This is a genomic window from Sphingomonas rustica, from assembly GCF_039652585.1.
Lineage (GTDB): Bacteria > Pseudomonadota > Alphaproteobacteria > Sphingomonadales > Sphingomonadaceae > Sphingomonas > Sphingomonas rustica.
In genome coordinates this window covers 39391-61487 of sequence record NZ_JBDIZK010000008.1, presented here as the reverse complement: position 1 = coordinate 61487, position 22097 = coordinate 39391, and the positions used below count along the sequence as shown (strand labels likewise).

Sequence of the window (22097 nt, the reverse complement as noted above, 5' to 3'; positions counted from 1 at the left end):
CACGCGAAGGAACGACCATGGATCCATTCATCGGCGAAATCCGCGCCATCGCGTTCAGCTTCCCGCCCCGCGGCTGGATCCCCTGCGATGGACGCCTGCTATCGGTCAGCCAGTATAGCCCGCTATTCGCCATCATCGGCATCACCTATGGCGGAAACGGGACGACGACCTTCGCCGTCCCGAATCTTCAGGGTCTGGCGCTGACCGGTCAGGGAACCGGCCCCGGCCTGAGCCCCTATGCGCTCGCCGACGTGGTCGGAGAGACAAGTGTCCAGCTCACGACCGACCAGTTGCCGGCGCATACGCACCCCGCGGTGATACGGGTCAACTCGACCGGAATCGCCAACATGCATACCGTGCCGCAGCTCGGCGACCAGTTGTCGCGCTTCGCGACGCCAACCGGGCCAGGTTCGGCATTCAACACGCCACCGCTCGAGAACCCGGACACCTTCGCACCGGGAATGGTCATGGGTACCGGCAGCGACCTGGCGCATGACAACCAGCAGCCCTATCTGTCGATGACCTATTGCATCGCCGCGCAGGGCATCTTTCCGTCGCGCAACTGACGCCCCGTGCCATCGCGCCGACGGCCGGCCTCGATCGATCGAACCGCCTATCCGTCCCGTACGACCCGGCCCGACCGACTTCGCCCCGCTCGCGATGCGCACAGCGCGCGCCGCACCCCGTTCCTCTGACCGGAATCGCATATGTCCCAGCAGTTCATCGGCGAAATCCGCCTGTTCCCCTATAATTTCGCGCCCAAGGGATGGGCCTTCTGCATGGGGCAGATCGTGCCCACCCAGCAGAATTACCCCCTCTTCTCGTTGATCGGCAGCATCTATGGCGGGAACGGGACGACGACCTTCGCCCTGCCCGACATGCGCGGCCGTGCGCTCGTCGGCAGCGGGACCGGGAATGGCGGCACCTATGTGGTCGGCCAGGAGTCGGGGGTCGAGAACGTCGTCCTGATCTTGCCACAGATGCCGAGCCACAACCACCTGTGGACGGTCACGCAGGACACCGGGGACACCGCCCTGCCCGGCGGCAATTATTTCGCGGGAAGCCGCTCCGGCGGACAGCCGGCTGCCGCCTATGGCGCGCCCGGGTTCCCCCAGTCGATGGCAGCCACGACGATCGGGATCACCGGCGGTACGCAATCGCACAACAACATGCAGCCCTTCACGACGCTTTGCTATTGCATCGCGCTGACCGGCATCTTTCCGGCGCGCAACTGAGCGCAGACATTCACCGCCTCCTGCAGGGATATCGACATGAGCGCTCCTTTCCTGGGCGAAATCCGTCCCTTCGCCGGTGACTTCGCTCCGCGCGACTGGCATTTATGCGACGGCTCGCTGCTTTCGATCGCGCAAAACAGCGCGCTCTATGCGCTGCTGGGCGTCGTCTATGGGGGCGACGGCATCACGACCTTCGGCCTGCCCGACCTCCGCGGGCGGATTCCGATCAGCCAGGGACAGGGCCCCGGACTGTCCCCAAGATCAATCGGCGACCAGGGCGGCACCGAAAGCGTCACGCTGACCACGCAGGAGATTCCTGCGCACACGCACAGCGCCTCCGCCACGGTGACCTCCGCAACCTCGTCCCAGCCCGCGCAACTGGTCCCCGCGGCACCGGCGAACAACGGCGTCTTCTATCTGCCGCCCAATGTCGGAAACCAGGTCGAAGCGGTGCTGGCGGCGGACAGCCTGACACAGAGCGGCGGCGGCGAAGCGCACGAGAACCGGATGCCGATCGCCGCCATCAGCTTCATCATCGCGCTGTCGGGTATCTACCCGTCGCGGAACTGACCGGGAGGCAAGCATCATGGACCCATTTATCGGCGAAATCCGCGCCTTCGCCTTCGCATTCGTACCGTTCGGGTGGACGCCGTGCGACGGGCGCCTGGTGCAGATCAGCCAGAACGGTGCGCTCTATGCCGTCCTCGGCACGCGGTACGGCGGCGACGGCATCGAGACCTTCGCCCTGCCCAATCTTCAGGGTGCAGCACTGGTCGGCCAGGGATCCGGCCCCGGCCTGACGCCCTATCAGACCGGCGACACGGCCGGCGAAACCACGGTGGTGCTCACGCTCGAAGAGCTCCCCGCCCATACGCACACGGCAACTGCCAAGATCGACACGACCGGCACCGCCAACATGCACAGCGTCCCGCAATTCGGCGATCAATTGTCGCGGTTCGCCGGCGCGGATGCTCCGGGATCCGCGTTCAATACCCCGCCGCTCACCAATGCCGCCACATTCGCACCCGGCATGGTGCAACCGACAGGCGCGCCTCCCGGAATGACCTCGGCGCATGCCAATCAGCAGCCCTATCTGTCGATGATCTATTGCATCGCCACCCGCGGGATATACCCGGCGCGCAACTGAGGCGGAGCGCGCAGGAGGCGGTGCCTCCCCCCTTCACCCCGGCCGCAGCGCCGGGGGCCACCGGACGGCACAGCCCGGAGGTGAGATTCTTGCGCCACCGGGTCGCGCCGGGCGGTCGGAGCGCGCCATTGCGGGTCCGGGATGGAGGAAGGGTGGACCCCGGCACTCCGGCCGGGGTGACGGGGGGTATGGGTGACGAGGTTACGGGTAATCAGCGCAGGTCGATCAGCAGCAGTTCCGCCTCGGTGTCCGCCTCCAGTTCGAGCATCGTCTCCCCGGTCAGCGCGGCGCCGTCGCCTTCGCGCATCTCGGTGCCGTTCAGCCCGATGATCCCGCCGATCACCTGCACCCAATAGCCGCGCGCCGAGTCGAGTTGGCGGGCGATGCTGCGGCCCTCGTCGAGGCGCAGCATCTCCATCCGCGCATCCTGGTTGAGGCGCAGCGATCCGTCGCGGCCATCGGGGCTGGCGATCAGGACGAAGGCGTTGCGGCCCTCCTCGGGCGCGAAGCGGCGCTGTTCGTAGGAGGGCGTGACGCCGGGCTCGGCCGGGAGGATCCAGATCTGCAGCGCATGGGCGCGCTCGTCCGGGCTGGGGTTCATCTCGCTGTGACGGATGCCGGTGCCGGCGCTCATCCGCTGGACGTCGCCGGCGTTCAGCGTGACGACATTGCCCATGCTGTCGCGGTGGGCGATCGCCCCTTTCAGGACGAGGGTGACGATCTCCATGTCCTCATGGCCATGTTCGGCAAAGCCGGCGCCGGGGACGACGCGGTCCTCGTTCAGCACGCGCAGGTCGCGAAAGCCCATATGGCGCGGATCTTCATAGTCGCCGAACGAGAAGCTGTGCCATGCGTCGACAAAGGCGCCGCGGTGCATGCCGCGGGCGCCGCGGTCGCGAAAGCTGATCATCGTGCCTGTCCCTGTAAGATGCGGATACCGCGCCGCCGGTGACGGCGCGGTATCGCTTGCGTGTCAGGCCGCGTCGACCATCACGATCTCGCTGTCCTCGATCGCGGTGACGCTCAGCACGTCGAGGTCGCTGATCGCCACGCCGTCGCGGGCATTGGCCTGGACGTCGTCGATCCGGATGCTGCCGGTCGCCGGGACCAGATAGGCCTTGCGATCCTTGCCGATCTTGTAGGTCGCGGTCTCGCCGGCCTTCAGCGTGGCGGCGACGATCCGGGCGTCGGTGCGGATCGGCAGGGCGTCGCCATCCTCGGCATAGCCCGAGGCGAGCGTGACGAACTGGCCCGAGCGCTCGCCCCTGGGGAAGGGCTTGGCGCCCCATTGCGGCGCGTCGCCGGTGCGGGTCGGCACGATCCAGATCTGGAAGATGCGGGTCGTCACATCCTCGCGATTATATTCCGAATGGCGCACGCCGGTGCCCGCCGACATCACCTGGACGTCGCCCGCCTCGGTCCGGCCGCTATTGCCCAGGCTGTCCTGATGGGTGATCGCGCCTTCGCGGACATAGGTGATGATCTCCATGTCGCGGTGCGGGTGCGGGGGAAAACCGGTGCCCGGTGCGATGGTGTCGTCGTTCCAGACGCGCAGATTGCCCCAGTTCATCCGGGCCGGATCATAATAGTCGGCGAACGAGAAATGATGCTTGGCGTCGAGCCAGCCATGATTGGCGCCGCCGAGGCTGTCGAAGGGACGAAGTTCGATCATCTGAAGTCTCCCGAAATGCGCGGCGGGGTCGCCGTCTCGAGAACTCATCTAGGTCTTGCCGATCGTTTCGATCAGAGAGATAAAATCGTCCATCTTGTTCGAGAAAGTTGAATAGTGAGCGATCCCGGCACCCCTACCCTGGACCAGTTGCACCTCTTCCTGGCGATCGTCGACGAGGGCAGCTTCGCCGCCGCGGCGCGCAGGCTGAACCGGGCGGTGTCGGTGGTCAGCTACGGGATTGCCAATCTGGAGGCGCAGCTGGGCCTGACGCTGTTCGAGCGCGAGGGCACCCGCAAGCCGCGGCTGACCGATGCCGGGCGCGCGGTGCTGAGCGAGGCGCGATCGGTGAGCGAGGGGATCGATGGGCTGAGGGCGACGGCGCGCGGGCTGCTCCAGGGGCTGGAGGCGGAGGTCGATCTGGCGGTGGACGTGATGCTGCCGACCGAGCGGCTGGGCCGGGTGCTGCGTGCCTTTTCGCGCGAATTCCCGACGGTGTCGTTGCGCCTTCATGCCGAGGCGCTGGGCGCGGTGACGGCGATGGTGCTCGACCGCACCGCAGCGGTCGGCCTGTCCGGCCCGCTGTCCGCCGGGGTGGAGGGGCTCGAGTCGATGGCGGCGGGATCGGTGACGATGGTGCCGGTCGCCGCGCCGGATCACCCGCTGGGGCGGATGACGGCGATCCCGCCGGGCGCCGGCCGGGGTTTCACCCAGATCGTGCTGACCGACCGGTCGCGCTTCACCGAGGGGCGCGACTATTCGGTGATGAGCCACAAGACCTGGCGGCTCGCCGACCTGGGCGCCAAGCACGCGCTGCTGCGCGAGGGGATCGGATGGGGCAACATGCCGCTGCCGATGATCGAGGCGGACCTGGTCGCGGGCACGCTGGTGCGGCTGGCCATGCCCGACCATGTCGGCGGCACCTATCGCTTCGCCGCGATCTGGCGCCGCGATACGCCGCCGGGGCCGGCGGCGTCGTGGCTCCGCGATCAGTTCGTCGGGATGGGGCGCGATAATGTGGAACAGGAGGGGCTGGGGGATATCTGAATTTTGAAACCACAGCACACATTTGCAGTACGCAGACAAGTTGCTGTCGCATTACCAGCTGTTACGCTTCATGCAGCGGATCTAAACGGATCAGCGCAAACCGCATTGAATAAGCACACAATATAATTGCTAAATTGTATTATAGTGTCGGAAATATCTGAAAAGCTCAAGTCAAGAGCGTCGTCATTATGGTGAACTATCAAGTTTCTTTTCTCCACCCTCATAACTATTATATCTTTAAAGTTATCTACGCCCGATCCTTCTAATCTTATCCCAACCCTTTCAAACGCTTTAATAGTCTTCCAGTAGTTCGGAGAAATTAGATCGGAAATATCTTTTCTACTCTTATTAGCGTGGACAGCCTTGAATTCCATTTTCGCTTTCTCATGATCGGTAATCCAAGACATTAAATTATGGGGTAGGTTTGCAGAATTTACACGCTCTTGTATCTCATCGATATACGCCGTAGCCAGATCTTGGATGAACGCCTCTAGCATTGAGCAGGCGCTTACCAAATATGACTTAACAAAAATATTCTGATTCTCGTAGAAAAGCATATCAGGAGGATCAGCTATCGATCGGCTATGTGACTGCTGCACCACTTGGTTAAGGCCACTCAATTGGCCTAGGTAGCCATCTAACAATTCTAACGAAATCATGAGAGCGCAGCCTCCAACTTCTCAGCCCACAGACGATTACGTCTTGCGATTGAGGTTTTACGTTGCAGGCCACCGGCCGTTAAGCGAGTAAACTCTTCTGATGCACATAACTTTCTAAAAGCATCACGAATTTCATCTCGACGACTAATAAGAGTTTCTTGCGGAATATTCCCGAGAGAACCCATAAGCAGATCGTAGTACACCACCCCCTGCCGACGCCGATTGCTACTTATATCAGTGAATATTTCATCTTGATCAAATATGATCGAACAGGCACTAACACTTCTTATGAACTCATCTCTTAATTCTTCGATACGATTATCGTCAAACTGTAAAGATTGCTCCATAAATCTATCAAGAAACTTAGTAAGATTATCGCTATAATCACCACCAGTTTCCCGAAATGCAAAATATCTTAGTACCAGCTCTTCCGACTCCCGAGAATTTTTATCTGATTTACCCTTCTTGCCAACTTTAAAATTAGCAATAATGGAGTTATCGGATAACTCGATAAGCAAGTCATCAAACGGACCAGCAAATAGAGCGTGCCTTATTTCTTGGTCAGAAAGCTCAACCGCCCCCTTATTAAGTCTAGAGAATATTTCAGCTATTAACTCTCGAGGATTCTCATTTCTAAGAACCACACAACGAATCGTTGTTGATTCAAAATCGGCAGCAAGAGCACCTAGTTGAGAAAACCGCTTTCCTTCTAGATCCGGGAAAACTGTCATTCCTTCCAGAGCGAATTCGTCATTCATAAATTTTATGATCGTCGTAATTCGCTGAACTCCATCGATTACCAAGTGAGCTCTATTATCGTTTTCGGCGAAATAGCATGAGGGTAGCGGTATCCTCATCAAGCACGATTCGATAAATTTCGAAGCCCTACCCCACCCATCTTTGTCCCACTTATACTTCCGCTGGAAATCGGGATCGAGAATTAACTTCGGCGGCTTCGCGCCCGCTCTCTGCGCCAAGGTTTCGAATGGGTAATCGATGGTGTGGAGACTCAAGGTCGCAGATTGGCTCATTTTTTCCATCCAAAGCATCTTGCAGATTTTGTGCACGACCCTCGTAAAATCGCAACGACAATATCTCGCGAAGAAATTCAATTTCCAAACATGGCATCCCGCCAACTCGACGTCCCGCTCAGATTCAAACGCACACGAAATATTAGTCAGCGAGCTTCGCTGCGCCGATGACACGCAACTGCCTATCCCGCTTGCTTACTAGAGTCGGTCGGCATGCCATTGCACCGCGGAATTCGATCGGATTAGGTGGTATTCTAAAACGCCATCATAGCGCGTACCATCGATGGTGAAGCCGATCTCGACGCCGTGCAGCCGCGCGTCGCGGAAGGGGCGGTCGTCTAGGGTGCCGGTGATCGCGCTGTAGCGTTGTTCGATCGTCAGACGCGACACGGTCCCGTCGGCGCGGGTCAGGCGCCAGTCGCCGCCGGCGGTCGCGGGGATGGTCCACAGATAGACCTGGCGCTCGGCGATCGAACGCGCGACGTCGGGCGGCCAGTCGCCCATGTCGAAGGCGTGGCTGACGACGCGCGCGCCGGGACGCAGTTCGTTCAGAAGCTTGGGCTTCAGCTTCTCGTTCACATCGGGCAGCAGATACAGCGTCACGACATCGGCATCGCGTAGCGACACGGTGAACAGGTCGGCGCGCAGGAAGCGGGCGCGGGCGGACTGATCGGCGATCTGCGCCAGGCTGCGCGCGCGCGTCACCAGCCGGTGATCGATCTCGACGCCGAGCGCGGTCGCGCCGCGCCGGGCGGCCGCGATCGGGATGCGGCCGTCGCCCGACCCCAGGTCGACCAGCCGCTCGCCCGCCTTCAGCTCGGCGAGGTCGAGCATGCCGGCGACCACCTCGGGCGGGGTCGGGACATAGGGGACGTCCAGGTCCTGCGCGGTAGCCCGCGCGACCATGGGCAGCAGCGCCGCGCCTGCCGCGCCGAGCAGGAAGGCGCGTCGATCGTGTCCATCCACCATGATTGCGACTGTGACGGGCGCGCCGCCGAGGCACAAGCGGGGTGGCGCCGGGACATCCAATTGGTATCATACGGTCCGCCCCACCACCCCCGTCACCCGGGCTGAAATGCCGGGGTCCACCCATCCTCCATCCCGGAGCCGATGGTGCGCGCGTCGGCTGCCCCGCGGCGGCGCATGCGTTCGAAGCCTCGCGTCCGGGATGTGCTGCACGGTGGACCCCGGCATTTCAGCCGGGGTGACGGGCAAGTCCGGGGATTGGTGTCGAAACACCGCCAGCTTTTCAGGCCTTCGTGTCTTCGTGTGAGACTTCCTGAAGTGACCGCATGTGGAAGCCGGGCCTGGGGAGCACACAAAGACACGAAGGCACAAAGGGAAGCCAGCCGGGGTGACGAGTGGTCGTGCGGGTGTCCAGTCACTCACCACCATGCGCCACGCGGAACATCGGCACCGTTCCGGCGTCTATCCCTGGATGACGAGAGTTGCGTTCGGCGAACGCGTCCCGTCCATGCCATCGAACCAGGATCAACGATCATGAGCGACGCCATTTCCGACACCAGCGATACCGCAGCTGCAGTGCCCGCGGCCGATCTGCCCAATCTGCTGATCGCATCGAACAAGATCGACGGGACCAAGGTGGCGACGCGGGACGGCGACTCCCTGGGGTCGGTGTACAGCTTCATGATCAACAAGCGCACCGGCGGGGCGACCTATGCCGTGCTGCGGCTGGGCGGGTTCCTGGGCATGGGCAAGAGCTATTACCCGCTGCCGTTCGAGATGCTGTCCTACGACCCCGCGACCGATCGCTATGTCGTGACGATCGACCGCCGCCTGCTGGAAGGCGGGCCGAGCTGGGCGAACAATCCGCCCGAATTCAACCAGGCCTATGCCGACCGCGTGTCCAACTATTATGGCGTCGCGCCGGTCGACCTGTCGCTGAGTTGAGCGCGACGGGCAAGGGGGCGGCGATGCCCTGCCCCCTTGCCCGGCGCCGATCAGCGCAGTTGCGAGATGCGGTTGCCCGCGCCGACGATCGAGGTGCGCGGCTTTGCGGTGCCCGGCGCGCGCCAGCGGATCTGGTTCCCCGCGCCTTCGACCCGGATCGAGGATGCCGCGGCCAGTTCGACGGTGATCCGGTTGCTGGCGCCGCTGACGGTCAGACGGGTGCAGTCGCCGGTGATGGTCAGCGTGTTGCTGGCACCCTCGACGCTGACCGCGCCGCCGTCGCAATCAAGCTCGGACTCCTCGCCCGCGCCGGTGAACACGGTCTGCGCCTGGGCGGGCAGCGCGAGAAAAACTGCCGCCGCGCCAAGGCCTCCCAGCACGACGTTCCGCAAATTGAGCATAGGTCCCTCTTCCTCGTTACGCACTCGCAAGGATACGCGGAACGAGGGGACGGGGTTCCTTCACATCGGTGAACCGACAGGCGCCAGCGCCGTGCCGAAGCCTATTCGTCGCGCTCCGCCGCGATCGGCAGCCGGACCGTCGCCATCAGTCCGCCGCCCTCGGCGCGGGCAAGCGTCAGCCCGCCGCGATACAGTTCCGACAATTCGCGTGCGATCGCCAGGCCGAAGCCATGCCCCTCGCCGCGCTCGTCCAGCCGAACCCCGGGCTGGATCGCGCGCGCCATCTGGTCGGGCGCGATGCCGGGGCCGTCATCGGTGACGGCGATCGACACCTCGGCACCGATTCGCGCGGCGGTGACCGCCACCTTCCCCTCGGCATGGCGCACCGCATTTTCGAGGAGGTTGCCGACGATCTCGTCGAAATCGGCCGGATCGACCGCGACCGCCAGGCTCGGCGCGACCGTCGTTGCGATGTCGACCGGCGGACCGGCGTTCAGTCGCGACACGGTTCGTGCCAGATCGGCCACCGCCGGCGCGACCAGGACGCGCGCGTGGCGATCGGTGACGCGTTCGCGCGCGCGCGACAGATGGTGGCGGATCGTCGCGTCGATCCGCTCGACCTGACGGGCATGTTCCGGGTGATCGCGCAGCTCGATCGCCAGCGTGGCGACCGGCGTCTTCAGTGCGTGAGCCAGATTTGCGGCGGAGGCCCGTGCGGTTTCGAGCGCGGCCTGGTTATCGCGGCCCAGCGCGTTGAGTTCCTGGGCCAGCGGCTGCAATTCGGCGGGCTGATCCTCGGGCACCGCACGCATGCGCCCGGCGCGGATATCGGCGACCGCATCGCGCAGCGCGCGCAGCGGGCGCAGGCCATAGCGGATCTGGACCAGCGCCGCCGCCGCGAGCAGCAGCGACAGGAGCGCGAGCAGGCCGAGCAGCGGCACCGCGGCCTCGCGGATCGGGCGCTGGATCACCGAATTGGGTGCGGACGCGCTGAGCGTCACGGCGCCGGCGGGTGTCGACAGCGTCACCTGGCGGGCATGGACCGGGGTGCCGTCCGCCTCGCTGCCCTCGCGCGGGCGCGGCGGGCCGCCGCGATCCCCGCGTTCGCCATGCGGTCCCGGCGGGCCGAGCTCCAATGCCGGGAAATCGGCCGAGCCCAGGGTGCGATCGGGCGTCACGATCTGCCAGCGCCAGCCGGGCCCCGCCTCCAGCGCACCGCGAAGCCCGTCAAGCCGGGTGCGGTCGATGCTGCCATCGTCGCCGACCGCGGTCGCGAGCAGCGCGATCTGGGCGTCGAGACGCCGGTCGACGCCCTGGGTCACCACCCGCCCCAGCACCGCGGCGATCAGGAAACCGGCGACGAGCAGCGCGACGAGCGTCGCCACCGCCGACAGCGCGAGCATCCGCCCGCGGATCGATCCCGGCATCAGCCGCATGCCGCCTCGCCCGCGGTCAGCCGGTAGCCGCGACCGCGCACCGTCTCGATCAGGCTGGCGCCGATCTTCTTGCGCAATCGGCCGACGATCACCTCGAGGCTGTTCGAGTCGGTATCGGCATCGCCTTCATAGACGCGCTCGAGCAGCGCCAGCCGCTCGATCACCATCTCCTTCGCCAGGATCAGCGCGGACAGGACGCGCCATTCCAGCGCGGTCAGGCGCAGCGGGAAGCCGTCCAGCTCGAACTGGCCGCTCTGGCTGTCGAAGGACAGCGGGCCGCAGTCGATCCGGGTCGCGGCATGGCCGGCCGAGCGGCGGACGATCGCGCGCAGCCGCATCACCAGTTCCTCGACCCGGAACGGCTTGGTCAGGAAATCGTCGGCGCCCGCCTTGAACCCCGCAACCTTGTCGGACCAGGCATCGCGCGCGGTCAGGATCAGCACCGGCAGCGGCCGATCGGCATCGCGCCATGCCTTCAGCACCGACAGCCCGTCCATCTGGGGCAGGCCCAGGTCGAGCACGGCGGCGTCATAGCTTTCGGTGTCGCCCAGATGCGCGGCATCGACACCGTTGGTCGCCAGGTCGACGGCGAAGTTCTCGCCGCGCAGCGCCTTGGCGATCGACTGGCCGAGATCGGCATCATCTTCAACGAGCAGGATCCGCATGGGCCGTCGCTACCTTTCCCACCTAAACCGAATCTGAACCGCCGGGTTCAGCGTGCCGTGGGTGCGACTCGCTAGAACAGCATCATCAACCCAAGGAGTATGACAATGTCCCGGCTGAACGAACGACTCACCAATATGTCCAAGGGCGCACGCATCGCCGCCGCCGCAATGCTGCTGGCCGCCGGCGCGGCAGGCGGTGCCGGCGCCGCATCGTTGACCCGCCCCTCGATCGAGATGGCGCCGACCAATGCGACGCCGATCGCCAAGCTGGCCGACAGCAGCGGCATCGTGACGGTCAAGGGGCGGATCGCCGAACTCTATGGCGACCGCGCCGTGATCGCCGACGGCAGCGGCCGGACGATGGTCGACCTGGGCCGCGAGGGCAGCGCGCGCGTGGCGGTCGGCAACGACGTGCAGGTGCAGGGCCGCTATGACGATGGCCAGCTGCGCGCATCCTATCTGGTCGGCCCGAACGGGCAGGTCGAGGCGATCGGGCCGGGCCCGCGCGGCCCCGGCGGTCCTGGCGGTCCTGGCGGTCCGAAGGGTCCCGGCCCCGACGGTCCTGGTGGCCCCGGTGGCCCCGGTGGCCCAGGTGGTCCCGGCGCCTGCCCGCCGCCCCCGCCGCCGCCGGCACCCGGCACCGATGTCCCGCCGGCGCCTGGCGCGCCGGGCGCGCCCGCCCCGGGTGTCGTCCCGCCGCCGGCCCCGGGCACGGCACCGGCTGCGCCCCAGGGTGCCCCGGTCCCCGCACCGGCTGCGGGCCAGCCTGCCCCCCAGACAGCGCCCGCCGCGCGCACCGCACGCTGACGAACAGGGGCGGCCCGTCTTCGGACGGGCCGCCCGCCCCCGGTCCCCGAACCCTGCGGCGGGCAAGGAAGGGGGTTGGACGGTCTGGTGTTCGGGTGGCGCACGGCAGTGTTCAGCATGGCGATCGCCCAGTTGCTGGCGATCGCCATCGCCTTGACCCGGCCGATCGCCAACCGCACCGCCAATCGCACGCTGGCCGCCTTGCTGGTGGTGCTGGCCGGGATCGTCACCCCCTGGGCGATCGGTTTCGCCGGCTTTTACGACCGGTGGCAGTGGCTGACCTTCGCACCCTTTGCCATCACCCTCGCGGTCGGCCCGCTGCTCTGGCTCTATGGCCATGCGCTGATCGAGGGCAGCTGGCCGCGGCGGGGCTGGCGCCATCTGGTCCCAGCGATGGCACAATTGCTGTTCCTGACCGCCGGCTTCCTGTTGCCGCTGCCGCTCAAGTCGGATTGGGCATCTGTCGCATTGCCGCCCTATGGCATCGTCACTAATCTGGGCACCGTGATCGGACTGGTGCTGTACGGCGCCGCCGGGCTTCGGCTCCTCGCCCGCTACCGCGTCCGCCTGGCAGAGCAGCGCAGCGACGATGGCCGCTTCGCCTCGCGCTGGCTCAGCCGGTCGATCGGCGCGACCCTCGTGCTGGTGCCGGTCTGGGCGGGCTATGCGCTGTACGATGCGATCCAGCCGCTGGGCTATCTCCGGCTGATGGGGCTTCATCTCGCGATCGCGGGCTTCGCGCTGTATCTGGCGATCGAGGGCTGGCGCCATGCCGCGCTGCCCTTTCCGCGGCTGGCGGAGGCCCCGGCCGAGCCCGAGCCCGTGCCGCTGCGCGACTGGCGCGCGCTGGGCGAACAATGGGCCGAGCAGACCCGCGCCGCGGGCTGGGCGTCGGACCCGGAACTGACGCTGGCGCGGCTGGCGCGGCATCTGGGCACCAACAGCAGCTATCTCTCGCGCGCCCTGAACGAGGGGCTGGGCCTGGGCTTCTCCGCCTTTGTCAACCAGCTGCGCAGCGCGACCGTGGCCGAGGCGTTGAAGGCCGGCGATCGCCGCGACCTGCTCGAACTGGCGTTCGATGCGGGCTTCGCGTCCAAGGCGAGCTTCAACCGCGCCTTCCGTGCCGAATATGGCATGAGCCCGAGCGCCTATCGCCGCGCCTCAGAAGCGGAATCATCGCCCGACGCGTGAATTTGAGGCGCGCCGCCCGGGCGGTCGCGGCAAGCGCAGCGCCATGAACCGACGACACGCCATGGCCGCCATGACCGCCTGGGCAGCCCTGCCCGCCGCCGCCCCCGCGGCCACTGCCGTCACGGCCGGCGACCTGCGCGACGACATCGCCATCCTCCGCCAGGCGCTGGCGCTGCATCCGGGCCTCTATCGCTATGCGTCGCCGCGCGAGGTGGCGGAGCGGATCGACCGGCTGGAGCAGGTCTTCCTCGCCGCGCGCTCGATCGAGGCGCGCTATCTGGCGCTCTCGCGCTTCCTCGCCACGATCCGTTGCGGCCACAGCTATTGCAACTTCTTCAACCAGTCCGACGCGGCGGCGCGGACGCTGTTCGACCGGCCGACGCGGCTGCCCTTCCGGTTCGAGTGGATCGGCGGGCGGATGATCGTGACCGACGCGTCCGCAGCCGACCTGCCCGCTGGCAGCGAGGTCGTGACGGTCAACGGCCTGCCCGCCGGCCGGATGCTGGAGGCGCTGATCGGCTATGCCCGGGCGGACGGGCATAATGATGCCAAGCGGATCGCGCTGCTCGGCGTGTCGGGCAGCGACCGGATCGAATATTTCGACGTGTTCCACGGCCTGGTGTTCGGGGCGCCGCGGGACGGCGTGCATCGGCTCGACGTGCGGATGCCCGACGGGCGCGAGCGGACGGTTGCGGCACCGGCGATCGGCCTCGCCCAGCGGCAGGCGCGAATGGCGATTCCCGCCGAGCGCGGCGATCGTCCGGCCTGGACCTGGTCGATGGGCGCCGACGGCATCGCCGTGCTGACCATGCCGGACTGGGCATTGTACGACAGCGCATGGGACTGGCGCGCTTGGCTGGACGAACGGCTCGGCACGCTTGGCGGGGCGCGCGGCCTGATCGTGGATCTTCGGGCGAACGAGGGGGGGCTGGATTGCGGCGACGCGCTGCTCGCCCGGCTGAGCGACCAGCCGATCGTCGATCCGCGCGAACGGCGGCTCGTCCGATTTACCCGCACGCCCGAGGCGATCCGGCCCCATCTCGACACCTGGGATCACAGCTTCCACAGCCTGGGCGTCGGTGCCCGGCCGGTCGGCAACGGGTTTCTCCAGCTGGTCGGCGATCGCGGCGAGGACGTGATCGCGCCCGTCGGGCCACGCATCACCGTGCCGGTGGCGGCGCTGATCGGTCCGGTCAACAGTTCGGCGACCTTCCAGTTCGCGCAGAAGGCCAGGCGCACGGGGCTGGTGCGGCTGTTCGGCGAGACCAGCGGCGGCAACCGGCGCGGCATCAACGGCGGCTGCTTCTTCTTCGTCCGGCTGCCGGCCAGCGGGATCGAGTTCGACCTGCCGCTGATCGGCTATTTTCCGCCCGGCCTGCCGCCCGATGCGGGGATCGAGCCCGACGTGCGGGTCCTGCGCAGCGCCGCCGACATCGCCGCGGGCCGCGATCCCGCGCGGGAGGCGGCGGCGGCCTGGATTCGGCGGGCGTGATCCGGTGGGTGGGTTTGCGCGCCGCACACACCAACGCTCGCGGGAGGGTGCGGGGGGGGGGGCAAGCGCGCCTGTCCCACTCACACCCGTTCGCCCTGAGCTTGTCGAAGGGCACCTGTCCCCACGGGCCGAATCTCGCGTGGGCAGGCGGGCTTCGACAGGCTCAGCCCGAACGGGGATGAAGGCAGGCACGGTTTCCCGCGCCCCTCACGGCAGCTTCGCCAGCACCCTCTCCGCGACCTTCTGGGCGATGGCGCGCTTTTCGTCCTTCCCGACCAGCGGATAGCCCGAATGGCTGGCGGGATCGTGCATCAGCGGGGGCACGACCTCGACAAAGGCGTCGCCCTTGCGGACCGACAGGGTGGTGTTCATGCCCCAGGCCGCCTCGTCGCCCAGTTTCGGCACGGCGGTCTTGTCCTTCTTCGTCAGCACCGCGACGTCGGCGCCCGCGCCGCCCTTGTCCGCGACCGATGCGCCCATGCCGCCCAGCACCTCGGCGGTGCGGTGGACGACCTGCATCTGCTTGGCGCCGCCGCTGGCCATCACGGTCAGCTGCACCCCGTCATCGGGATCGCTGTGATAGGTGCAGACCTGGCCGTCGCGGCTGGTGCGCTTGACCGTGTCAGTAGTGATCGCGCTCATCTCCTGCGCGCTGATCAGGCTGCACGGATCGATTCCGGCAGCTTCGGCCGCGGCCGTTTCGCCCTGTTCCGCCGCGCCGCCCGCCGCAGCATCATTGCCGCCGCCACCGCCACATCCCGCCAGCATCAGCGCCACCGCGACGCCCGCCACGCTCATCATTCGCATTGTCCGCCTCCCATGATCTCGCATCGGGAAGAAAGACGACAAACCGGTGCGAAACCGGACAGACGCCAATAGAATGGGGGGAAATGGCGGGAAGTTCAGCGTCTTGCGAAGAACTTCCCGAGCGGGCTTGCGTGGTGGACAGGGCTGGATTCGAACCAGCGTACGGGAAACCCGGGCAGATTTACAGTCTGCTGCCTTTAACCACTCGGCCACCTGTCCGTAGGCAGGCCCGCTCGGGGAGCGGGTCCATTGCCGATCCGAACCCGACCTGTCAACGCCTTGCGCGCAGCATTCGCGCCGCATAGCGTCACTTTCATCCAATCTCCGAGAAAAGAGGCACCATGCGCGCGCCGACACCCCATGCCTTCTCCCTTGCCGTCGCCCTGTCGCTGGTCGCCGCCGCGCCGCTATCGGCGCAGACCACGCCCGCTCCGGCGCCTGCGCCTGCGGCCGCTCCAGCCGCCAACGGCCCGATCGACCGGATCATCGCCGAGGGCACGCAGAAGTCGGAAGTGATGCGCTTTGCCGCGCACCTGACCGACCGGATCGGATCGCGGCTGACCAACTCGCCCGGCATGCGCCAGGCCGAGGCCTGGACCCAGGACCAGTTCCGCGCGCTGGGCCTGACCAATGTCCACAAGGAAGGGTTCGATTTCGGCCGCGGCTGGTGGGTCGAGCGCGCCAGCGTGCGCATGGTCAGCCCGCGACCGATCCAGCTGACCGCGATCCCGATCGCGTGGACGCCGGCCACCCAGGGCACGCTGACCGCCCCGGTGATCGTCGCGCCGATCCGCAGCGCGGACGATTTCGCCGCATGGCACGGCAAGCTGAAGGGCCGCATCGTCCTGCTGAGCGCGCCGGGCGAAGGCAGCGAGCCGCGCACGCCCGCCTTTCGCCGCTGGACCGAGGAAGAGTTGCAGGCCTTCGACACGTTCCGGCCCGAGCGCTACGACCCCGACGGCACGCGCCGCGAGCTTGCGAAGCTCGACTTCCCCCGCCAGCTCGACGCGTTCCTGAAGGCCGAGGGCGCGGTCGCCACGGCGACCCAGTCGGTGCGCGACGGCAAGCTGCTGCACGGCAGCGCCTATCGCTTTGCCCGGGGCGACACGCCCAGCCTGCCCGGCGTCGAGATCGCAGCGGAAGATTATCGCCGGCTGGCGCGGCTGGCCGCGGCGGGCGACGCGCCGGTGCTCGAGATCCAGTCCGACACCCGCTATGACGACAGCGACGTGAAGGCGTACAATGTCATCGCCGACATCGCGGGAAGCGACCGGTCGGGCGCCTATGTCATGGCCGGTGCGCATCTCGACAGCTGGGCGGCGGGCGACGGCGCGGTCGACAATGCTGCAGGCGTGGCGATGGTCATCGAAGCGGCGCGCATCCTGTCGAAGATGCCCAAGCCAAAGCGCACGATCCGTTTCGCGCTGTGGAACGGCGAGGAGCAGGGCCTGCTCGGATCGCTCGATTATGTCGAGCGCCACATCGCCACCCGGCCGACGCCCAATCCGCCGCGCACCGGCCTGGCGCGCTTCATCGGCTGGGACCTCGACTGGCCGATCAAGCCATTGCCGGACCATGCGAAGCTGGTCGCCTATTTCAACCTCGACAATGGCTCCGGCCGGGTGCGCGGCATCAATGCCGAAGGCAACACCGCCGCGGTGCCGATCTTCAAGCAATGGTTCGCCCCCTTCGCATCGATGGACGCGACGATGGTGGCCAACCGCAAGGTGGGCGGCACCGACCATCTGTTCTTCAGCGCGGTCGGCGTGCCTGCCTTCCAGTTTATTCAGGACCCGCTGGACTATGGCAGCCGCCTGCACCACACGAGCATCGACACCTATGATCACCTGAAGGCCGGCGACATGCAGCAGGGCGCGACGATCCTGGCGGCGTTCCTGTGGAATGCAGCCAATTCGGATGCGCCGCTGCCGCGCCAGCCGATCCCCACCGAACCCAAGACGGAGACACCGAAATAATGGCACGCCGCGGACATCGCCCGAGCCAGGCCCCCAGCAACCGGCCGCGCTTCTACGGCCGGCATGCGGTCTATGCCGCGCTCGACAATCCCGAGCGCAGGGTGCGCAAGATCTGGGGCACCCACGAGGCGCTGGGCGAGATCGTGCTGCCGGCCGACATCCCGGTGACCTATGCCAATGCCGCCGACCTGGGCCGGCTCGTCCCCAACGATGCGCCGCACCAGGGGCTGGTGATCGAGGTCGATCCGCTGGAGGACATCTGGCTGGCCGACCTGCTGGCGCAGGGCGAGGGCGACCAGCGCCCGTTGCTCGTGCTCGACCAGGTCACCGACCCGCACAATGTCGGCGCGATCCTGCGATCGGCGGCGGCATTCGATGCGCTGGGCATCGTCACCCAGGACCGGCACTCGCCGCCCGAATCGGGCAGCCTTGCGCGATCCGCCTCGGGCACGCTGGAAACCGTGCCCTGGGTGCGGGTGGTGAACCTGGCCCGCGCGCTGGAGGAGATTGCCGAGGCCGGCTTCTGGCGGATCGGCCTGACCGGCCATGCCGACAAGACGCTTGCCGAGACGATGGGCAGCGAGCGGATCGCGCTGGTGCTCGGTGCCGAAGGCGAAGGCATGCGCCAGAATACCGAGGCGCATTGCGACCTGCTGGCGAAGCTGCCGATCAGTTCCAAGGTCGAGAGCCTGAACGTCTCCAACGCGACCGCGATCGGGCTGTACGCGATCACCACGCGCGGCTGACACTTACATAAAGGGACTTTGAGCGATGATGCACTGGATCCGGAATCTCGCGCTGCTGATCGCCGCGCCGCTGATCCTCACCGGCTGCCTGTTCACGCCGGGGCAGTTCGTCTCGACGCTGACGATTGGCAAGGACCGCAGCTTCACCTTCACCTACAAGGGCGAGGTGCTTGCCATCGACCTGGAAGGCATGAGCGACGGCCTGGGCGGGATGGCCGAGGGCGATACGGTCAAGGACGCCGCCGACGCCGATAGCACCGACGACGACGTCAAGCCCGGCGATGCACCCCAGGAAAGTCCGGCCGAGAAGGCGCAGGAGACCGCCGAGAAGAAGGCGAAGCGCGATGCCCAGCTGCGCGAGATCGCGACCCAGCTGGCCAAGGAGCCGGGCTATAACAGCGTCCAGTATCTCGGCGACAACAAGTTCGTCGTGGACTATTCGATCTCGGGCACGCTGACGCACAATTTCGTCTATCCGTTCAACCAGGATGCGGCGATGGTCCTGCCCTGGATCGCGATCGAACTGCGCGGCAAGGACACGATCCGCGTCAAGGCGCCCGGTTTCGCCAAGCAGGAAAATGTGGGCGGCGAGATGACCGGCAGCCGCGAGAGCAAGGCCAGCGGCACCTTCACGCTGACCACCGACGCCGAGATCGTCAGCCAGAACAACGAGGACGGTTCGAAGACCGCCGGCGGCAAGCGCGTGATCCAGTGGAACGTGACGCCGATCAGCAAGGAAGCGCCAACCGCGGTCCTGCGCCTCAACGCCCGCTGAGGGCGGAGGGTCGGACTGCCGGCGATCGATGGGCGCGGGGGTGGTGCGAGGGCGCTGCCCTGGCGACCGCCCTCCCCGCTCGGGCTGAGCTTGTCCAAGCCCGGATTTCGGTCTGCATGCCTACCTGACCCGTGGCGTCAGGTTGAAGGCGGGCTTTGCTCGCACAAAGACACGAAGGCACAAAGAAAGTAGTTTTGCGCTGACGCAGACCTGCTCTCCTCCCGCTCGCGGGAGGGGGAGGTTCGCTGAGGGTCGCGCAGCGCCCTTCGACGAGCTCAGGGCGAACGGGGCGTGGGTTAGGCGCGCCCGTTGACCGTTCGGGCTATCGAAGCGCGTGCACCGTGGGCCGACACGCGCGCTCCCGATCAATCCTCGGCGGCGATCGTCACGCGCAGCCCGTCGAGGTCGGGGCCGAACGGGATCTGGCACGAGAGACGCGAGCGATCGTCGCGCTCCGACGAACTGTCGAGCAGGTCGTTCTCGTCCTCGCTCATCGGCGGCAGTTTGGCCGCAAATTCCGGATCGACATGGACGTGACAGGTGGCGCAGGAGCAGCAGCCGCCGCACAGGGCCAGCAACTCGTCGAAGCCGTTGTCGCGGATCACTTCCATTACCGAAAGCCCCGATTCCCCCGTGACTTCGCGCTCTTCACCTTCCCGGGTCACGACGATAAGCTTCGGCATGGTCTTCTCCTGTTCGACCGGTCCCATGCCGCCGATCCGGCTTCAATTCAAGGCGGACGCCCGATGGGACTGAGCAAGGATGCGATCCGAAGCGGGCTGGACGCGCTCGCCGCGCGCGAACCCGCCTTTGCCCGCGCGATCGAACGCGCCGGCTATCCCGAGCCGCGGATCCGCGATCGCGGCCATGCCACCCTGTTGCGCACGATCATCGGCCAGCAGGTGAGCGTGGCGGCGGCGCAGTCGATCTGGGTGCGGATGGAAGCGGCGTTCGGCAGCCTGGAGGACCCCGCCGGGATCGCCGCGGCAACGCCCGAGGAACTGCGCGCCCTGGGCCTGTCGCGACAAAAGGCAGCCTATGCGCACAGCCTGGCGGAGGAAGTGTCGAGCAGGCGACTGGATTTCGACGCGCTGCCCGCGGACGACGAGGACGCGATCGCCGCGCTGACCCGGATCAAGGGCATCGGCCGCTGGTCCGCCGAAATCTACCTGCTGTTCGCGGAAGGGCGGCCCGACATCTGGCCCGCCGGCGACCTGGCGGTGCAGATCGAGGTCGGCAGGATCCTGGGCCAGGAGGCGCGGCCCAGCGAGAAGCTGACCCGCGACCTGGCCGAGCCCTGGCGACCCTATCGCGGTGCGGCGGCGATCCTTGCCTGGCACCATTACCGCGTCGACATGGACGTGATCTGATCGCGCGCGACGGACCAGCGCGATCGCGCTGGCAAATCGTCATGATCCGCCGTTAATGGCCACCGAGATGACGCGGAAGATCTGGATCCTGCTGGCCGCCGCGACCGTCGCGGGCGCGGTTTTCGCCCTTGGCCTGCACAAGCTGGTGTCGTTCGACACGCTCAAGTCGAACCATGCCGCGCTGATCGCCAGCTATCGCGCCGATCCGCTGCCCTTCGCGCTGGGCTTCGTCCTGCTTCTGGCGAGCGCGCTGGCGCTGTGCATCCCGGGGTCGCTGGCGACGCTGGGCATCGCCGGCGGCGCGATCTTCGGCCTGGCCCTGGGCGCGCCGCTGGTGCTGCTGGGGGTCGTGCTGGGCGATTCGATCGCCTTCCTGCTGGCGCGATACCTGCTGCGCGACTGGGTGCGTGCGCGCTTCGGGGCGCAGTTCGACCGGATCGATCGCGGGTTCAACCGCCACGGGGCGCTGTATCTCCTGTCGCTGCGGCTGGCGGCGATCATCCCCTTCTTCGTCGTCAACCTGACCATGGGGCTGACGCGGATGCGGCTGGCGGTGTTCGCGCCGGTCAGCTTTGTCGGGCTGGTCCCCGCCACGCTGCTGCACGTCGCGATCGGCACCGAACTGGGCGAGCTCTCGGATCCCGGCGACATCCTGTCCTGGCCGCTGCTGCTCGCCTTCGTGGCGCTGGGCCTGTCGCCGCTGTTCTTCCGGTTCGTGCTGGGCCGAAGGCTGTTCGCCGATCAGCGGTCCAGTGCGGACAATCCCATCGCGATCGCACCCATCGGTCCCGCCATATCGCCCAATCCGGGCGGACCGACCGCGATTCCGAGCCCGCCGAACGCACCGTAACCGGCGATGCTTTCGTCCAGCGCCTTGCGGATGCGGGGGAACAGATGCTGGCGCGAAGCGATGACTCCTCCTCCGATCGAGATGCGTTGCGGGGCAAATCCGGTGACGAGGTTATGAAGGAGCCCGACGAGGTCGTGCACGAACAGGTCCCATTCCGGCCCGTCCTGCGGCAACGCCTCTCCCGTGATTCCGAAGCGCGCCGCCAGCGCGGGGCCGGAGATCAGACCCTCGACGCAATCCCGGTGGAACGTGCACGCGCCGGCAAAGCCGTCGCCGCGGCGGCGGGGGATCCGCATATGCCCCGCCTCGGCATGCGCGACGCCCTGGACCGGACGACCGCCGACGATGGTCCCCACCCCCACGCCCGTGCCGATGGTGATATAGATATGGGTCGACATGCCGCGCGCCGCGCCCCATCGCGCCTCGGCCAGCGCGGCGCCGTTGACGTCGGTCTGGATCGCCAGCGGCTTGCCATAGCGATCGGCAAAGCGGCGCGAGACGTCGACGCCGGTCCAGCCCGGCTTGGTGGTGGCGGTCAGCGCGCCATAGGCGGCATGATCCGGATCGAGTTCGAGCGGACCGAAGCTCGCGACCCCGATCGCATCGAACGACCAGCGATCCAGCGCAGCCTCGAGCGCCGCCAGCGTTTCGGCCGGCGTGGTCGTCGGCACCGTCAGCCGGTCGCGGACATCGCCCGGCCCGCTCGCCAGCAGCGCCACGCATTTGGTGCCGCCCAGTTCAAGACCGGCGATGAGGGGAGGGTGCGCCATGCCCTTCGCTAACCCGTTCGCCGGGGCACGAAAAGCCGTCCCGGAAACACCCTTACTGGAAAAACGGCCGCATACCCGCCACAAGCGCCTTCCGGGCCAGCTTGCCCGCGAC

General features: G+C 66.8%; 25 protein-coding genes and 1 tRNA gene. 14 read left to right on the top strand and 12 right to left on the bottom strand.

Features of this window, described 5'->3' with window-relative positions:
• Positions 1-17: 17 nt before the first annotated feature.
• The 4 genes from TPR58_RS14015 to TPR58_RS14000 all read left to right on the top strand — a co-directional run bounded on the left by TPR58_RS14015 (position 18) and on the right by TPR58_RS14000 (position 2382).
• Entirely contained in the window at positions 18-566 is a 549-nt protein-coding gene (locus tag TPR58_RS14015; RefSeq protein WP_346247315.1) for a phage tail protein, read from the top strand.
• Positions 567-707: 141 nt separating this feature from the next.
• A complete protein-coding gene (locus TPR58_RS14010; RefSeq protein ID WP_346247314.1) occupies positions 708-1235 on the top strand; it encodes a phage tail protein in 528 nt (175 codons plus the stop codon).
• A gap of 36 nt (positions 1236-1271) precedes the next feature.
• On the top strand, positions 1272-1805 hold the full coding sequence (locus TPR58_RS14005; RefSeq protein ID WP_346247313.1) for a phage tail protein: 534 nt from the start codon (positions 1272-1274) through the stop codon (positions 1803-1805).
• Between the two features lie 16 nt (positions 1806-1821).
• Positions 1822-2382, top strand: coding sequence for a phage tail protein (locus TPR58_RS14000; RefSeq protein ID WP_346247312.1), 561 nt, complete (start codon positions 1822-1824; stop codon positions 2380-2382).
• 211 nt (positions 2383-2593) lie between these two features.
• Here the strand turns inward: TPR58_RS14000 and TPR58_RS13995 are convergent, their stop codons facing one another.
• Positions 2594-3292 (bottom strand): pirin family protein, encoded by a 699-nt coding sequence (locus TPR58_RS13995; RefSeq protein ID WP_346247311.1) that lies wholly within the window; start codon positions 3290-3292, stop codon positions 2594-2596.
• Between the two features lie 63 nt (positions 3293-3355).
• On the bottom strand, positions 3356-4054 hold the full coding sequence (locus tag TPR58_RS13990; RefSeq protein ID WP_346247310.1) for a pirin family protein: 699 nt from the start codon (positions 4052-4054) through the stop codon (positions 3356-3358).
• 114 nt (positions 4055-4168) lie between these two features.
• On the opposite strand from TPR58_RS13990, the gene TPR58_RS13985 reads away from it, so the two are divergent.
• Positions 4169-5098 carry a LysR family transcriptional regulator gene (locus tag TPR58_RS13985; protein ID WP_346247309.1) on the top strand — a complete coding sequence of 310 codons (930 nt, stop codon included), beginning with the start codon at positions 4169-4171 and terminating at the stop codon, positions 5096-5098.
• A gap of 68 nt (positions 5099-5166) precedes the next feature.
• On the opposite strand, the gene TPR58_RS13980 is transcribed toward TPR58_RS13985, so the two are convergent.
• The 3 genes from TPR58_RS13980 to TPR58_RS13970 all read right to left on the bottom strand — a co-directional run bounded on the left by TPR58_RS13980 (position 5167) and on the right by TPR58_RS13970 (position 7757).
• The gene (locus tag TPR58_RS13980; RefSeq protein ID WP_346247308.1) at positions 5167-5757 is read right to left on the bottom strand and encodes a HEPN domain-containing protein; all 591 of its coding nucleotides are present in this window, start codon (positions 5755-5757) and stop codon (positions 5167-5169) included.
• Entirely contained in the window at positions 5754-6788 is a 1035-nt protein-coding gene (locus tag TPR58_RS13975) for a DUF262 domain-containing protein (protein WP_346247307.1), read from the bottom strand. Before TPR58_RS13975 ends, TPR58_RS13980 begins: the two co-directional genes overlap by 4 nt.
• 198 nt (positions 6789-6986) lie before the next feature.
• Entirely contained in the window at positions 6987-7757 is a 771-nt protein-coding gene (locus tag TPR58_RS13970) for a methyltransferase domain-containing protein (protein WP_346247306.1), read from the bottom strand.
• 531 nt (positions 7758-8288) lie between these two features.
• On the opposite strand from TPR58_RS13970, the gene TPR58_RS13965 reads away from it, so the two are divergent.
• Positions 8289-8699, top strand: a complete 411-nt coding sequence (locus TPR58_RS13965; protein ID WP_346247305.1) for a PRC-barrel domain-containing protein — start codon at positions 8289-8291, stop codon at positions 8697-8699.
• Positions 8700-8749: 50 nt separating this feature from the next.
• On the opposite strand, the gene TPR58_RS13960 is transcribed toward TPR58_RS13965, so the two are convergent.
• The 3 genes from TPR58_RS13960 to TPR58_RS13950 form a co-directional block, all read right to left on the bottom strand.
• Positions 8750-9100 carry a DUF3060 domain-containing protein gene (locus tag TPR58_RS13960; RefSeq protein WP_346247304.1) on the bottom strand — a complete coding sequence of 117 codons (351 nt, stop codon included), beginning with the start codon at positions 9098-9100 and terminating at the stop codon, positions 8750-8752.
• A 101-nt stretch (positions 9101-9201) separates the two neighbouring features.
• A complete protein-coding gene (locus tag TPR58_RS13955) occupies positions 9202-10536 on the bottom strand; it encodes a sensor histidine kinase (protein ID WP_346247303.1) in 1335 nt (444 codons plus the stop codon).
• On the bottom strand, positions 10527-11201 hold the full coding sequence (locus TPR58_RS13950) for a response regulator (RefSeq protein ID WP_346247302.1): 675 nt from the start codon (positions 11199-11201) through the stop codon (positions 10527-10529). The genes TPR58_RS13955 and TPR58_RS13950 overlap by 10 nt, the downstream gene beginning before the upstream one ends.
• A gap of 105 nt (positions 11202-11306) precedes the next feature.
• Here TPR58_RS13950 and TPR58_RS13945 point away from each other — a divergent pair, with 105 nt between their 5' ends.
• The 3 genes from TPR58_RS13945 (at position 11307) to TPR58_RS13935 (ending at position 14691) form a co-directional block, all read left to right on the top strand.
• Positions 11307-12008 (top strand): hypothetical protein, encoded by a 702-nt coding sequence (locus TPR58_RS13945; protein ID WP_346247301.1) that lies wholly within the window; start codon positions 11307-11309, stop codon positions 12006-12008.
• A 75-nt stretch (positions 12009-12083) separates the two neighbouring features.
• Complete coding sequence (locus tag TPR58_RS13940) at positions 12084-13199, top strand: helix-turn-helix domain-containing protein (RefSeq protein WP_346247299.1); 1116 nt, start codon at positions 12084-12086, stop codon at positions 13197-13199.
• Positions 13200-13242: 43 nt separating this feature from the next.
• Positions 13243-14691, top strand: coding sequence for a S41 family peptidase (locus tag TPR58_RS13935; RefSeq protein ID WP_346247297.1), 1449 nt, complete (start codon positions 13243-13245; stop codon positions 14689-14691).
• A gap of 207 nt (positions 14692-14898) precedes the next feature.
• On the opposite strand, the gene TPR58_RS13930 is transcribed toward TPR58_RS13935, so the two are convergent.
• A complete protein-coding gene (locus TPR58_RS13930; RefSeq protein ID WP_346247296.1) occupies positions 14899-15498 on the bottom strand; it encodes a DUF3558 family protein in 600 nt (199 codons plus the stop codon).
• 132 nt (positions 15499-15630) lie between these two features.
• Positions 15631-15717 (bottom strand) — tRNA-Tyr (locus TPR58_RS13925).
• Between the two features lie 122 nt (positions 15718-15839).
• Here TPR58_RS13925 and TPR58_RS13920 point away from each other — a divergent pair.
• From TPR58_RS13920 to TPR58_RS13910, 3 genes are read left to right on the top strand one after another with little or no spacing between them, the layout of a single operon-like run.
• Positions 15840-17474 carry a M20/M25/M40 family metallo-hydrolase gene (locus TPR58_RS13920; RefSeq protein WP_346247295.1) on the top strand — a complete coding sequence of 545 codons (1635 nt, stop codon included), beginning with the start codon at positions 15840-15842 and terminating at the stop codon, positions 17472-17474.
• Positions 17474-18220, top strand: a complete 747-nt coding sequence (gene rlmB, locus TPR58_RS13915; protein WP_346247294.1) for a 23S rRNA (guanosine(2251)-2'-O)-methyltransferase RlmB — start codon at positions 17474-17476, stop codon at positions 18218-18220. Before TPR58_RS13920 ends, rlmB begins: the two co-directional genes overlap by 1 nt.
• Before the next feature lie 25 nt (positions 18221-18245).
• The gene (locus tag TPR58_RS13910; RefSeq protein ID WP_346247293.1) at positions 18246-18995 is read left to right on the top strand and encodes a hypothetical protein; all 750 of its coding nucleotides are present in this window, start codon (positions 18246-18248) and stop codon (positions 18993-18995) included.
• 365 nt (positions 18996-19360) lie between these two features.
• Here the strand turns inward: TPR58_RS13910 and TPR58_RS13905 are convergent, their stop codons facing one another.
• Positions 19361-19678: a 2Fe-2S iron-sulfur cluster-binding protein gene (locus tag TPR58_RS13905; protein ID WP_110152024.1), complete on the bottom strand. Its 318-nt coding sequence runs from the start codon at positions 19676-19678 to the stop codon at positions 19361-19363.
• A 63-nt stretch (positions 19679-19741) separates the two neighbouring features.
• Between TPR58_RS13905 and TPR58_RS13900 the strand changes: the two genes are divergently transcribed.
• Both TPR58_RS13900 and TPR58_RS13895 read left to right on the top strand, forming a co-directional pair.
• Entirely contained in the window at positions 19742-20365 is a 624-nt protein-coding gene (locus TPR58_RS13900) for a DNA-3-methyladenine glycosylase family protein (RefSeq protein WP_346247292.1), read from the top strand.
• Between the two features lie 67 nt (positions 20366-20432).
• Positions 20433-21215, top strand: coding sequence for a TVP38/TMEM64 family protein (locus tag TPR58_RS13895; RefSeq protein ID WP_346247291.1), 783 nt, complete (start codon positions 20433-20435; stop codon positions 21213-21215).
• On the opposite strand, the gene TPR58_RS13890 is transcribed toward TPR58_RS13895, so the two are convergent.
• A complete protein-coding gene (locus tag TPR58_RS13890; RefSeq protein ID WP_346247290.1) occupies positions 21107-21985 on the bottom strand; it encodes an ROK family protein in 879 nt (292 codons plus the stop codon). The two genes, TPR58_RS13895 and TPR58_RS13890, sit on opposite strands and share 109 nt — an antisense overlap.
• Positions 21986-22097: the final 112 nt, after the last annotated feature.